This is a genomic window from Paraburkholderia sp. GAS38 (genome assembly GCF_050434965.1).
In the GTDB taxonomy this organism is placed as follows: Bacteria; Pseudomonadota; Gammaproteobacteria; order Burkholderiales; family Burkholderiaceae; genus Paraburkholderia; species Paraburkholderia phenazinium_A.
The window spans coordinates 185,595-201,100 of record NZ_JBNDJO010000003.1 but is presented as its reverse complement, the minus strand read 5'-3'; the positions used below and the strand labels follow the sequence as shown (position 1 = coordinate 201,100).

Sequence of the window (15,506 nt, the reverse complement as noted above, 5' to 3'; positions counted from 1 at the left end):
CGATTATCGACATTTAAATCAACTAAAAGCGAAGCCTATGGCGGGACGAAACATTTATAAATGCCTGTCTCTCCGCGCGACCCGTGGCTCATTATCATGAAAGAGAAGCCGATCCTGACGTACGCGCTGGATGCGACGGACCATCGGCGCGTCACCGCCGAGCAGTGTCTTGACGCTGCCGGCCGCGACGATCCGCTCGAGCACCCTCCGCTGCGCTGCCCCGTGTGTGGCGAAAACGTCCACGCTGCGCACATGCAGGACCGTGCGCATACCGCTCACTTCGTTCACATTGCGGGAGAACGCGCGCAGTGTCCGCTCGTGAACAGCATGCTGCCGGTCACCAGCACGTTCACGACAATCTATCCGTACGACGCGGCGCTCGGGCATCAGCGCCGCAACGAGTTCACCCAGCACTGGCAACAGCATCTCGCGGAAATCCGCCGGCACGTGCCCAGTTTCAGCGTGGTGAGGCTCACGCACGGCATTGCGCAAGCCGACGTGTTACACATGTGGTCGTGCCCCACGCTCGCCCAGCAGGACATTCCGTACGTGCTGCTCGTGCTTTCGGCATTCATTGCGCAGAACCCAGGTGCCGCGCACCCTTCGTGGCTTCGTTTTGTGTTCGACGCATCGGTGCAGAACATTGCCGATCTGCGCCAGCCGCGCAGCGCTGCGCCGCGGCTGTTCCGCCTGCGCTATCGGGCCTCGCACCATTCCATGTTCCCGAACGCCAGCCATCTGCTCGATTGGGCGGAGGTTCCGATGAGCGGCGCGTTCCTGCATGAGACCTTCGCCAGCGTCATGGTGGCGGAGGCGGCGACCTTCGCGCAGTTCATGGATCTGGACGCTCAGGCGAGCAGCCAGCCGAGCGAAAGCCGGCTGTTCGACGATTGAGACCCGATGAGGTCGGCTCCGGCCGGACGAACGGTTAAAAGACGGTGAATAAAAGTACGGACAATTTCATTATCTGATTTTCTGTTTTTCGGAAATTTATTCACTGTAAATAAAAATAGCGAATTTTATTCTCATGTTGCGCAACACCGTATGTGAAACGTAATTGTCCGTACCTTCGGTTGCCAAAGCGACTTTAATCTTTCGTAAAAGATTAACTCCCCGGCAGGGAACTCAAATCTATATTTGCTCTGCGGTTCGCCGACGTCGCGGGCTGCACTGGATGCTTTTCTGCCATTCTCAACTTCGAGGGATGTGTCATGAATTTCAACAAGCGTAAATCCTGTATTGCTGCTGCTCTGGTGTTCTCGGCTATTAGCGCCTCTTCGGCGATGGCTCAGTCGGTTGTTCTCGGCGGCGGTTCGTCGCTGGTCGGCCCGTCGATCACGACGGAAATCGGCGACTTCGGCGCAGACACGCTCGCGCTGACGTATTTCATCACCAGCTCGGGCACGGGCCAAAACGCCTTCCTGAACGACAACGCGACGTTCTTCAACGCCACGTTGACCGGCTCTGTTGATTACGCCAACAGCGATGCAGCTCTGTCGACGACGCAAATCACGTCTTACGACAACAGCACGTTTGCGACGACGGACAAGGGTGGTCCGCTGATCCAGATTCCCTTCATCACGACGCCGATTACGATCGCCTACGTGAATGGCCCCACGTCGTCGACCGACACGCTCCTGGGACCGCAAACGACCCCGAATCAAACGCACAGCGTCGCGCTGAACGACAGCGATCTGTGCGGCATCTTCTCGGGCGCATTGACCAACTGGCATCAGGTGACCAACCCGGATACGGGTTCCCTGTTCGCGCTCAGCGCACCGATCAAGGTGATCTACCGTTCGGATGGCAGCGGCACGACTGATCTGCTGACGCGCCACCTGGCTCAGGTCTGCACGACCGCCCAAACAGGAGGTATCACCTTCCTGGAAACGCAGACGTTCACGTCCAACTTCCCGAGCGGCTTCCCGACCGGTGCTACTTTCGTCGGCGAAAGCGGCAGCGGCAATGTGAAGGGTGAACTCGTGTCGCTCGCGTCGCAAACGACGTCGGGCAGCCCCAGCGGCGTGGCGTATATCAGCCCGGACTACACCAACACGTTCCTCGCACCGCAGAGCTCGTCGGCTACGGCTACCCAGGCAGTCGCCAGCCTGGTGAACCGCTTCATCACCAACTCCCCGCTGGGCACGGCTGACATCGCTCCGACGTACCAGCAGGCTGATGCTGCTGTGAAGACCGTGGAAACCAGCATTCCGAACACCGCGCTGAAAGCGGCGAACCAGTCGAACTGGGTACCGAATTCCGCCAATCCGACCACGGGTTATCCGGTGTCCGGAACAAGCCAGATCATTCTCAGCGAGTGCTACGCTACCCCTGCCGTCGCCTCCAGCCTGGTGAACTTCCTGACAGACCACTACTCGACCGCGGAGTTTACGTCGGTCGTCAATGGCAACGGCTTTGACGTGCCGACGGCCTATGTGTCGGCGATCACGGCCGACTTCCTGAGCAACACGAGCGGCTTCAATCTCAACATCAACGGCACCGAATGTACGTCCGGCTCGGGCCGCTAATCTGATGCGCACCACATGGCGCTAGCCGCTTCGGTATCGCGCTCCAATCTCCCGCCCTGTAACGTCTCGGGGCGGGAGATTTTTCTTTTGTGCTATTCGCTCACGGTCGTATTGATATTGATCGTGGAGGAACTTCACATGAAGATCAGGAATACTGCTCGTGCAGCAGCGTCAAGCATCGCGCAGGTCACCGATCGACCAGCGCGATGCTTTAATGCCTGCTACTTCTGACGCTGCTTGCGCTTGCGTGCCGCGTCCGAATCCGAGTCCGAGTCCGACGACGCATCGTCGCCAAACCCTTCGACTTCCACCGAAATCACCCACTGACGCGACGCAATGCCCGAAGCATTGTTATTCACCAGGTTCTGAGCGATCTGCGTCACGGCCGAGGTCGCGGCACTCGCCGCCGTCAGCGCACCCGTGTCCACCGCCGCCGCAACAGGTACACCGGTCTGCTTACCCTGAGTCTGAATATTGGCCGCATTCAGCACCTGCAGCGCCGCCACATTCAGATCACCCGACACGCGTATCCCCGCCGCCCCCGCATCTACAATACCCCGCGGCGCGAGCAGGTTGACGTTACCCACTGCCGCTCCGGGGATGGTTTGCAGCGTGGCAATCCCTGCGCCCGTCACCTCTCCTTTGGCGTCCAGCGTACAGAAGTGATTCGCGTCGCACACGTATTCGGGTGGCGGGACATCCGCCACGGTGGTTGAACCCTTGCCCGCATCGATATTTCCGTTTGAACTCCAGATCGTCATGTTGCCGCCCTGCTCGGTGAACACGCGACTCTGTGCGAGCAACAGACTCTGATCGGTGAAGATGTCGATGTCGCCCTGTTCCAGCGTCAGGATGCCCTGCGTGCCGGGACCGGCGTTGGCGGTAGCAGGTGGCGCCGAGGAACTGCCGACCAACGCCTCTCCGCCCGGCCCAAGGATCGAGATATTGCCGCCCTGCTGCGTCTGGATCGTCGAGCCGCGAATGTCGAGATTGCCTGTTTGAACCGGTGCGTTCGCTCCGTTGGCCCCGCCTCCAAGATCGTTCGCCGTGTATCCCAATGAAGCAGGGAACAGCGTGTTGATCGCCTGGAAGCCTCTCGCATACTGTTTAAAATACTGACTGGTAGGATCGTTGATCTCGTTCCCGACCTGCGTCAGGATGCTGAAAAAAACCTGCTCGACAAACAGTTGCTGAACATAGGCCGGCAGTGTCTGGAACTGTGCCCACGCTCGCGCGGCGTCCAGCGTACCAAACTGATTCTGCAGTGCGTCCTGTTGGGACTTCAATCCTGTATCCACGACCTGTCCTTCATCGTACTGCTCCATGAAGGCAATCAACGCCTGCGTGGTTCCTGTGATTCCGGGCACCACGCTCGAGGGGTTGATATAGGTTGAGATGAAGTTCGCATCGGCGATGCCTGGCCCAACGCCGAACAACACCTCGACGTTGGCGCTTTCGTGCGGCAACTCCGGATTATTGGCGTTGCCCACGGCGTCGATGCCGGTGGTGGCGGCGTTGCCTGCGACCGGAGAAATGTAACCAGCGTCGGTCACCTGTAGCTGGCTAGTCAAGGGACCAATGTTGCGTCCAGCTTCGACGTCAAAATAGCCCGGCCCACCGAGCTGTAGATTCGGCAATACAACAGGGTTGTTGACTAATGGCGTGTCGTAGATATCCCGTCCTGCCACAACGCGCGTAACGTCGTCGTCTCGCAGATTCTGTCCCTCGAACGACAGATTGACGATATCCTGGCCGGCCTCGATCGACGCGGGCTTATCGACCACGACATTAACCAGGTCATCATAGAAGCCGGCGAACTGTGCTCCCGGCGGCTCGAGAAAACCATCCACGATGCTGCCGGTCAGACTGTAGATGCGCGCGGGGACCGGGTCATACTCATGGAGGGGAGTCTGAGCGTGCGCCGCATCGCTATCGCTCGCTGCCGTACCTAGCTCCGGAACGGTCGCGTCAAAATCCGTCGGCGAAGGCATTAACGATGGATCAATGTCGAGCATGCCGAATGCGGTGAGCGATCCGCTCTGGTTCGATAGATTGATCGACTGATCGGCAATCAGGCTGAGATTGCCCGTCACTGACGGATAGAGCTCCCCACCGGACGCCACGGTTATGCCACCAGTAAAAGCCGTCAGATTGACGGTCGCGGGCAGAACGTATGAGAAATCGGGGGCTCCCGTAACGCTACTGCCACCGCCGATAAACCCAATGGCACTCAACGTGCCGAAATCGATATCGCCCGTCGTCGACGAGACGTTCACTGCGGAGGTCGAAGAATACCCTTGAAAATCGGCATGCTGACGATAACTGTTGATCAGCGTATTGCCTTCAACATAAGACGGATCGAGCACGCCACCGATATCGACGCCTTGCCTGGCGCTGATGTCGAGAACCCCATCCTGGGTCGCGAACAATGTGGCCACGGGAGTCATTGATGAACCGTTCAACGTGCTGAAATCCGCAGCAATCTGACCTCCTGCCGTAATTGTCCCTGTGCCTTTCGCCACGAAGTAATCGCCACTGAGTATGTTGCCGGCAGCGCTTACGGTCAGGTTACCCCCGCCGACGGTAACGGGCGTGCCGTTGCTGCTCAGGTACCACGTGGTCGGTAACGACACAGCCAGGTCGGAAATATTGCCACCGGCCGAGACGGAAACGTTGCCCCCCACGCTCATCACGCCCTGATCGAATGCACCGAAATCGATGGAGGTCTGATCAATCGGCAAGTATGTGTTATTACCTCCGATCTGAACCACGGTCGGGGTACCGGTGACCTCCATCCATTGCCACCAGAACTGGCTCAGGCTCTGGCCCGCCTTACCGGTCACGGCACCCGTCGCATCGACGACGTTTTCCATACCCGTGATGTTGTTCTGCGCCACGATAGAGACGTTCCCGGCACCGTCAGGATTGACCGCAGACGTGACAATCAGATCGGGCACCTGGCTCGACGATGATCCAAGGACAATTGAATCAGTGCTGCCAAGCGGCGCCCCCAGTGCAGGTGCACCGGCTGTGTAGATCACCCCCGGTGCGGACATGAGCAACGGCGCAGTTTGTCCCAGCAACGATGTCGGTGTGTCGGTCGGGTCGAACAGCCACACATCGTTCGCCGCCGCCACGCTGATCGAGCCGGTACCCGTGCGTATCATCGTCGGGGCCAGTAACGTCAGATCATTTGGCGTGTTGGGATTGTTGGCGTTGTCGTAGGCGAAATTTCCACTCAATATGACTGAGCCAGACGGAGTGCTGGTGGATGATGCCGAGAAAAGCGCGGCGGCCTGCAAAGCGAGCGGGTTGGCGCTCGCCAGGTTCGCTCCGGCGACGACATTAAACGTGGAACTGTTGCCCTTGTTCAGTGACGCCGTCAGAAGCGGCAGGATATTGCCGGCAGTGGCGACCGGCGACGGCGAGTTCTCGGTTGCGGCCGGAGTAACGGTGATGCTCGTCCCCGGAGGGAGCACGCTGCCCTTGGCAACCGGCAGCGGAGGAGGTTGCACCCACACCAGATTCGGAGCGACGCCGGTGGTCTCAAAGTACGTGATTTCGCTATCGAGATATGTGTTGTAGGTTGCGAGGTATTTCAGGTAGGCAGCTGGGTCATCCGCCGATGGAGCCGGGTTCGTCAGTGTCGGCTGATTGCTGGCAATCGGATTCAACGTCCAGCCAGTCACACGGCCGCTAGCACCAGACAGGTCGAGAATTGCAACTGGGGTGGTCCCGGAAAGGCCGCTAAACGCGCTCTCGGTACCATCGAGCGGCTGAAGCAAATATGCGAGGTATGCGCTGTAGAGGCCGTAGTACTCCTCGGCCTGGCTAGAGGTTTGTGGAACACTGAGACTACTGGCGGGAGCCGCAATGGGTGAGGCGCGACCGTGTTGCAGATAGTATCCGCCGTAGTAGAACCCATTCGAACCAGGGGTATATAACGCCGCATCCTGCGTGTAAAGGTTCGAATAGGCCGGAGCGGTCGCCGTTAAACCCGTACCCGTTGGATTGGCGATCTGGAAGAACCCGTCCGTGAGGCTCGCCTTCACTTCAACATTGTTCTCGGCCCGGAATGTGATGATCGGCGCCTGACCGTCAAAGCGGAATGCCAGGCTAGTGGGCGAGCTTCCTGCACCCAGGTTCCAGTTCGTCAGGATCGAGATATTGCCGCCGTTGATATTGGGATCCGGGTTGTCCAGATCGATACCGGGCGCCACCGCGAAGTTCGCGACGTTCGTCCCCGCAAACTGGTTCGCTACGCTCTGTACGCCTTTTTCCACGAAGCCCATCAGCGTGCCGGGCGTCGTACCGTCCGCCTGGTAACCATAGAACACTTGATGGTTTGTGTCGGCCGCACCACTCGCCGGTGCGAAATAATCGGTCTCCAGATCCAAGGCCAGATCCGCGGCCACCTGAGCGGCTGTTGCGCCCGGTTCGTTCGACAGGCTCGCCGGCGTGGTGCCGTTCGCCGGCGTGTAGGTGATGGTGGTGGTGCCGTCCTGGCTCGTGAACGTACCCGCAACCAGATTGCCACTGCTGTCGTACCAGCCCGCCGGATCGACGATGCCGTCAAAGTGCTGCGCGGCGTTGGTGCTCTGATCGTCGGTACTCCATACTGCATAGGCCGCCAGCGTCGTCGCGCGTGAGCCCTTGATCTGCGCGCCCGGCGCGATCGTCACGTTCACGGTGCCGTCAGTCAGGATCGGTGCGCGGAAGTTCACCGTGCCGCCCGACAGGCCGCCTGCCGTGCCGCCCGAAACGTCAATGAGCGCGTTGTTGCCTACCGTGATGACACCCGAATCCGCCGGCAGCACGTTCTCATAGCCGTAGTTCGAATTCAGGCTGGTGGTACTGCCGTTACCCATCGTGCCGATGTTGACGGTGCCACCCTGCTCGGTCGCGCTCGAGCCCGTCGCGATCAGCGAGCCCTGCAGATTGACACCGCTCTTGCCGTACAGGTCGATTATCCCGCCTGCGTTGCCGCTCGCGTCGATCGTGCCGAGAATCTGCACGTTGCCGTTGTTCGGGTCCTGCGCTCCTGCCCCACCATCGGCCGTCAGCGAAACCACATGGGCAGTCAGCGTATTGCCCGCCGACAGTGTCAGGTTGCCGGCATTGGTCTGCACCGTGATCGCGTCATTCACCCCGCTCGACGCAAGCTCGTTAGAGAGATTGTCGAGATCGACCGCACCGCCCGTGTTCAACGAGAACGAACCGCCCAGATAACCGCTCGCCGCGTTGCCCTTGATGGTGCCCGCCAGGTTCACCGTCTGATCCGGTGCTGACAGTGTCAAACTGCCCGCCGTCCCGCCACCGTTCGCTCCCGAGAAATTCAGTGTCGCCCCCGCTGCGACGTTGACCGAACCCACATCGGACGTCAGCGAAATCGAGCCGGCCGGTACATATTCGGTTATGTCGAAGAACGGAAACGAAAAGCCCGCCGAACTGATGGTCGAACCACTGTTGACGTTCAAATTCCCGCTGGTCGCTTCCATGCTGACATTGCCTGCCGGCGCATCGATGGTCGCACCGTTGACGTTCACCGTGCCGCCAATGAACGAGAATGCGCCGCCTAACGGCTGCAGCGTGAGGGCGGCCCCCCCACCACTGTTCAGATTCAGTGTGCCGGTCGTAGTCAACGTCGAACTCGAACCGGTATCGGCCAGATAGATCGGTGCGTTGAGCGTGACGGGCTGCGCGCCGAAGCCGAAGCTTCCGTTGCCTTGACCGACTATGCCACCCGTTGCGTTAAAGGTTGCGGAACCGAAACCCGCCGTCGTCTTGTCACCCGTGCCGAAGTCGATCTCGCCCGCATTGACCGTGAGCGTGCCTGACCCCATGGTGGCTGTCGGCACGGTTGCCCCGACTTCGTTGGTGAACGCGACTTCCTGCGCATTGATCGTGACCGCTCCGCCATTGCTCGAGAATGAGCCGGCGCTCAAATCGACGTCCTTGCCGAAGGTTGCATCGACCGTGCCGTCAAAGTACATCGTCCCTGTACTGCGCAGGATCACATCCTGAGCGTTTGCCAGTTGCGCGAGTTGCGTCGGCCCGGCTACGAAGCCGGGCAGTGCCGCCGCGGCTGCGCCGGTCTGGCTCGTAAAGCTGATCGCCGAACCGTCGATGGCAATCGTGTTGCCCGATAGCGTCGCGGCGGGATCGAAGCTCAGGTTGCCCGATGAATCGAGCGTCAGTGCCTGGCCGCCCGTGAGCGTCGCGCCGGCTCCTACCGTCAGTAAGCCCGTGCCGTTCACGGTGCCCGATCGCGTGACCACCGAATCCGCACCATTCGTGACAATCAGCAAGGCGCCGTCGCTTGTATTCGTGGCGGCATTAGCGCTGATCGTGATCGGCACATCCTTCGCCGCCGGATAGGCGCCTTGTGCTGCGATCACGCTGCCCGAGTCGACCTGCACAGTGTTCGCCGAAACCAGCATCACCTCGGGCCCGCTCAACGGGTTGGCCGCGTCGTTCGACAACACCACGCTTGTCGCAACCGGATCGATCGTCACGCCGCTGGTCGTCTGGGTGCGGATACCGCCCAACAGAAGACTGCCGGCATCAAGTGCATCGAGTTGCCCCGCGCTGATCTGCAGATAGCCGGGCAAGGCCGCTTCGCCGCTGCCGACAATCTGGATCGCCTGCGAGGCGATATCCACCTCGGCGGGCGCACCACCCGGCGCGGCCGCCGTCTTGAGCGTGCCGCCGAGCGTCAGCCCCTGGGCGGCCGCCAGCACCAGTTGACCGGCATCCATCGGCAGCGGCGGCGTGACATCGCCGGCGCTCGAAGCAAGCGGCGGGAAGAAGCTGTTGGCGCTGGTCAGCGTGTATTGCGAATACTGTTGCCACACAGCGGAGGACTGCACGTCAAACACTGTGGGCGTCGCGCTGTGCGTGCCGGTGAGCGCATTGCCGGTGTAGCCGGCCACCTGCACCGTGCCGTCGGGCAACGTCATGCTCGCCCCCGGCGTGACCGTGCCGCTGCTGCTCGACACCGTCACACGGTACGCACCCGGCAGCGTCGCGTACTCGGCCGGCAGCAGCGTGTAGTAACCGGCGGCCAGACCCGGTACGCCGGACAGGTACACCGAAGTGCCTGTGGCAACATTCAGCGCCGCTTTGCCGACCCCGATGCTGTCGGTGATCGTGCCGACCGTCCCGCTTGTGCCCGTCTGAGGCTGGGTTGTTTGTGCGAACACCGGATCATAGGCAGCCACCGACGACTGGGCGCCGGGCAGGATGGCGTACACATTGGCCGCACCCACATTCACCGGGACGGCCGTGCCGGTCGTCGACGTCGCATAGCTGATGTTGTATTGCGACAGCACGTCGCGAGTACCGCCTGTGCCCGAGACCCACTCTTCGGCCTGCAGGTCGCCGCCACCGGAGAGGTCGACCGTCGCACCCGGATCAAGCGACACGTTGCTGCCGTTGACGCTGACGAACTTGGCGGGCGGTGCCGTAACATCGGGCCCGGCATTCAGGCCGGGAATGGGGTTGAACTGCCATTCCACTCCATCGACCGTTGTGCCGTAAGGAATGATCGTGCCGTCGAGCGACACGGAGGTCACGCTGCCGTTGGCGAGCGAGACCGAATTCGTTGCGACCAGCGGCAGCGCGTTGAACTCGCTCTGTGTCGTCGTATCGGTCGTGTTGCCTACCCCGAAAATCAGGCTGCCCGAGGGCGCACGCACCGTGCCTGCCTGCACGATATCCGTCGCGTCAACCAGCAGCGCGCCGCCCGCCGACAGAGGCACCCCGGACGAACCGTTGCCGAGGAATGTAATGGTCGTCGGCGCCGGAGCGCCGCTCTCGGTCGGTCCGACCGCATCGAGAATAAAGGCGCTGCCCGTGGACGGATAAAGGTCTGCGGCCTTGAAGGTCAGATTGCCGGGCGTAAACAGCTCGCCCGGCGCCAAGGCATTCGCTCCGCTCGCGGCCACGTTCGTCGAGCTCAGGCGGATATCGCCGCTGCTCGTGAAGTTGGCCTGCCCAAAGTTGTTCAACTCGAACTGATTTTCCAGATCGATAAACGACGCGTTGACGTTCAGCGTGCTGTCCGCCGCCGCTTCCACCAGCGCGGTTGGAGACGAAGCTGACAGCGTCGTTCCGATGAGCGCCACATACGGGGCATTGATCGTCACAGTGCTGCCGATTGAGGTCGGTGCTGTCGCCCCAGGTTCGTCGCCCAGCAGTGACGCGACGTTGGCCGTTCCCTTCTCCAGGGAGGAGACCTGGGCGCGGCTCAATGCAGTTATCTGCGGGGTATTGATCTCGACCGCATTGGAAAGATTCAGGTCGACATTGCCGGCAAAGGCAACCGGTATTGACGCGCTGTTCCCAAGGATGCCGATCACCAGCGTGCCAATCCCGGAACCCGTCAGCCGATCTGCTGCGAACTGCAGTACACCCGTGGCTTCGCCACCGGCCCCCACCACGCCGGCAATGCTCTGTCCTGGCATGAGGCCGGCAGGGACGAAATTGCCGCTCTGTTGCAGGATCAGGATCTGCGCGCCCGGACTAGACTCGTCAGGGTGTCCAGTCAGAGTAACCGCCGTCGTATCGGGCAAAATGGTCAGCGTACCGCCTTGCGCCTGTGCCGCACCGGGCTGCGCCTGCAAGGTACCGTCGAACATCAGGCCGCTCGCCGCGCCCAGCGTGATCGAACCCGCGTCGCTCCATACCTGCTGCGAAGCATAGCGGCCGTTGGACTGCAGCTCGTCGAAGTTCGCCGACGTGCCCGAGACATCGATCACGGAGCCTGCCTGTGCCACCACGTAGCCCGAGTCGTCCGAGATTGTTACGGAACCGCCAGGCAGTACCTTGCCTGTGTCGGGAACGACGGTCTGCAAGCCGTTCTTCACCGGTGCAGCGAGCGGATTAGTAAGCGCCACACCGGCCACGTCGAGTACGGCATTCGGGCCGAGCCAGACCGACTGGCTCGGCGACGTGAAGTCCAACGACAACTGCCCCGGCATCGCAAACCCATTCCCCCCCGAGTCCGCCGAAAGGGTAATCGAGCCGCCCGGCGCGACGATTGAACCTAAAACCGTCACCTGCGCGGGCGAGCCCAGGCCGATACTCGCACCCGCGTCGCCGACGATCGATGCTCCCGCGCCCACGGTCACCCCGCCCGTTACGCCGGCGTAATCTGGGGTGAATCCCGCCTTGTTTTCCCAATCCAAATAGGCGCCGCCAGTCATCACAAGGCTGGTTGCCTGGCGGTGGTAAGGATCAAGCGTTCCGGGCGTTGTCAGGCCGGCTGCCGTGATATCGGCGCCCGTTGCCGTCTGCTGCAAGGCGACGAAATCAGGCAGCAGGTTCTGCTGGGTGAGTTGCACCGTGGCGCCGGGCGCGACCGTCGCGTCGTACATGGCGTTCAGGATGTATTTGCCAAAACCTTGCTGCGCGAAGAAATCCGTCGGCAGGTAGAGATCGCCAGCCGGTGCCTGAGCCGGATCACCGCCGATCTGAAAACCGGGCGCCTGCAATGTCAGGGTTCCGCCTCCCGCGAATCCCATGCTTTTGATCGTGCCATCCATCACAATCTGGCCGGCCGTCGGCTGGGTGGTGGGCAGGTCTGGACCGCCGCCGCCCCCGTAGGAATCGGTCGTATTGGTCGAGTAGGTGATCATCGCAAGACTGCCGCCGGTGCCCTCCGGGATGCCGTTCTGCATCAGCATCTGGCCGTTGGACTGGATCTCTCCGCCACTGGAAACGTCGACCACGCTTCCCGACTGCAGCACGATCGAGCCCGTCCGGTCGGTCACCACCGTGCCGTTGCTGTTGACAGCGCTCGCCAACCCCGTGGTCAGAGTAATCGTGCCGCCGTTGATGTACTCGCTGTCACCCAGCGTCGTGCCTGGCGCTGCGGCAACGTCGTTGTTGACCCACTGTCCGGCCACACTGAGAACAGCGTCTGGTCCGACAAGAATTCCGCCGCCAGCCGGGTCGCTACCGCCGCCACCGCCAGTCGAAATCGAAATGACGCCGGACGGCGCAATCAGACTGCCCAACACGCTGACGGCCGCGCCGGGACTAACGAACTTGATCGAGCCGCCTGGCTGCACGGCGAGTTGCGTACCTTGCGCGACCACAATGCCGCTGCCCGTGCCGTTCTCGGTGACGCTGACGTTTGCGAATCCGCCGCTATTGAGCGTATTGACCGGCACGACGGTGGTCGCGAGGACGTTCTGCGGATCGGTGCTGGACAAGGTTCCTAGCGCGGCTGAATCCAGCGGTGTATTGGCGGTAAACGCGGTTCCGGTGCTGGATGGGAGGTCGTTCAGTTCCGGCGCGCTCCCCTGCAGGATCACCGTGCCGCTCTCACCTGTGGTGGACGAATTGGGACCCTGTGTCAACGACGCCAGAGCCAGGCTTCCCAGATTGAACGAGCCGCCCGTGGACTGGTCGTTGCCCTGTACCTGCTTCTCACCGCTCAAGGACTGCGCCGTGATATCGCCGTCCAGCACCATCGCCTGCGAAGCGAACACATTCAAGGTGCCCGCGTTGCCGCCCACAATGTAGTCGGACTCGTACGCGCCGCCGCTCAGGAGCGGATTGAACCATTCGTTGGTGATACCCCAGCGCGGGTGACTATCGACAAACTCTCCGGCAATCCCGACATAGGTATCGTAAGGACTCGCCTCGCCGATCGGCACGATTGCTCCGTTTGCGTCGACCAGCCGCGTGGTGTTGACCACGCCGCCGAGGTAATGAATGTAGCCGCCGTTCAGGTTGAGCGACGAGCCGTCAGCCGTCATCACCTGGTTGCCGCTCAGCGAAATCGTGCCGCCGTTGATCAGGAGCTGGTCTACGGTGCGCGGCATCAGGTCGACGGCGCCCGCGAGATTGAGGATGGGACTGCCTACCCACTGCACGCCGTCGCTCGAGGTTCCTGAGAGCGTGCTGTCCACCACGACGCCGCTCAACCCATTCAGGAAGGTGTTACGCAACAGCGGCGAGTTGGCGAGGTCGTTCTCATTGATCGTTCCGACATCGAGCAAGATATCGGAAATCGGCAACTCGACGTTGGCACGTCCCGACACATCGATGATCGCACCGGTATCCAGATAGATACGTCCCTGCACCGCGGTATCGCCGGGAGGCGTGATGTCCCCTGCGGCGGATGGCGTCAGCGCCACAACTGAAACGGTTGATCCGGGCGCTTCGACGAGCGAGCCGGACTGGAACCACACTGATCCCGCCGTCATTGAAACGCCGCCGGGCGTGAAGGTGCTCTCGCCCGGTGTGGACGTCGCCGTCTCGCCGTCCGTGTCGGGCAACACCGCAGTCACCGATCCAGGGCCGAAAGTCAACTGTCCGGCGCGACTGGTAGGGAGTCCCGTGTTGCTGCCCGTGACGACGCCGCCGCTGCCCGTGTAAGCGGTCCCTGTGGGTGTGTTGGCCACGTACTCGTCGACAGTCGAGATCGAAATGTTGCCGGGCGTGTTGACGCTCGTCGTAACACCGACCACACCATTCTGCGCAACGCTACTGCCCAGCAAGTCGATATTGCCGCGGTCGGCCTGGATGATGCCGGTATTGACTAGCGATCCAGCCGGCGTGATATCGATTGAAGTCGACGTGCCCGTCGGGATCCCCACCCTGCCGCTCAATAGAGGAATCAGCACCTGCGGATTGCTAGTCTCGGGAATCAGGCTGACGCCGATGCCCGCCGCCAGCACGACCTGGCCGGCTGGCGCGACGGTGATGCTGCCGGCATTGTTCACGTTCGGTGCCGCGATCAGCACGAAGCCACCGTCGCTGGCCGAACCATCCGCGCTCGTCGTAATTGACGCGCCTGGCGCGATGGTGATATTGCCAGGCGTCTGAAGCTGGTTCGCCGACGATACCGACACATTGTTGCCGAGTCCCAGTATCTCGTTGGGATTGCCCTTACCCGATGTTGTCGTCGACGACGTCCCCGCTTCAAGTGCCGCGAGACCGCCGTCGGTCGTACCGGGCAGATTCAAAAACAACTGGTTGCTCGCGACAATTTCCGCCGCGTCCTGCACCAGGTTGCCGGAAACCAGCGGCGCGCCGCCCAAGATCGTCGGGGCGTTCGCAACGATGTAGTCGTCCCTATTGAGCAGGTCCAGCGACGACGCCAGCAGCGAGTGCACGTTCACCTGCGAACCCGCACCGAACAGGATGCCGTTACGGTTGATCACCAGCACCGTGCCTTGGGCCGTGATGTTGCCGAGAATCTGGCTCGGCGCACCGCTGGGATCCTCGATGCGGTTAAGAATGATCCAGTTGTTGGCACCGTTCGATTGCGTGCCGCCCGACTGATCGAAGTTGAGCGTGGTCTGCTTGCCGACGTTCATCGTCTGCCACGTCGCCACCGCGTTCTGCGAGGTTTGCTGAACATTGACGGTGACTGAGCCGTTTGGATTGACCGTCTGTTGCGGCCCGTACGCGTTGACCCACAGCAGCGGACTGCTGATATTGGTGTTCTGGCTGACCAGGACAGTCTGGTTCCCGTTTAACTCCGGCACAAACGTGATGCCCGGCGCCACCTGCAAGCCACCCACTGCCAATCCGTTCGGCACGTTCGACGGCGTCGTTGCGCCCGCAGCGGCAGCGGCCTGTTGCGCGGCGATCTGTTGCGCGATGCCTTGTGCGGCAGTGGCGAGGTTACGGATGGACGGCGCACTCGATTGCAGCGCCTGTTGCGGGGACACCCCCACGCCGAGGTTCGCAAGGCCAGGCGTGCCGGCCGCGGCGCGCGCGGTACCGCTCTGCGAACTGATGTTGGAGAGATTGACAAGACCTGCTGCATGCGCCGCACCGGACACAGCACTTGCCGCTACCACCATCGCAATGGCCCGGCATAGCGGGCGAATATCTGATCTGATCGTCTCAGGGAAAGGGCTGGTCTGTTTCTGTGCGCGTCCACGTGCTTTCATCGCCGACTATCCTGGGCAAAGAGGAGATATAACCGCACCCCTCAACGCCCCGAACGTCGTTGTT

General features: G+C 61.6%; 3 protein-coding genes. 2 read left to right on the top strand and 1 reads right to left on the bottom strand.

Annotation, left to right across the window (positions count from 1 at the left end):
* Positions 1-96 precede the first annotated feature (96 nt).
* Together P3T42_RS08415 and P3T42_RS08410 are read left to right on the top strand one after the other, a co-directional pair.
* Positions 97-894, top strand: coding sequence for a hypothetical protein (locus P3T42_RS08415; protein ID WP_429305723.1), 798 nt, complete (start codon positions 97-99; stop codon positions 892-894).
* Between the two features lie 317 nt (positions 895-1,211).
* Positions 1,212-2,528, top strand: a complete 1,317-nt coding sequence (locus tag P3T42_RS08410; protein ID WP_074294413.1) for a substrate-binding domain-containing protein — start codon at positions 1,212-1,214, stop codon at positions 2,526-2,528.
* A gap of 221 nt (positions 2,529-2,749) precedes the next feature.
* On the opposite strand, the gene P3T42_RS08405 is transcribed toward P3T42_RS08410, so the two are convergent.
* Positions 2,750-15,442, bottom strand: a complete 12,693-nt coding sequence (locus P3T42_RS08405) for a filamentous haemagglutinin family protein (RefSeq protein WP_429305722.1) — start codon at positions 15,440-15,442, stop codon at positions 2,750-2,752.
* Positions 15,443-15,506: the final 64 nt, after the last annotated feature.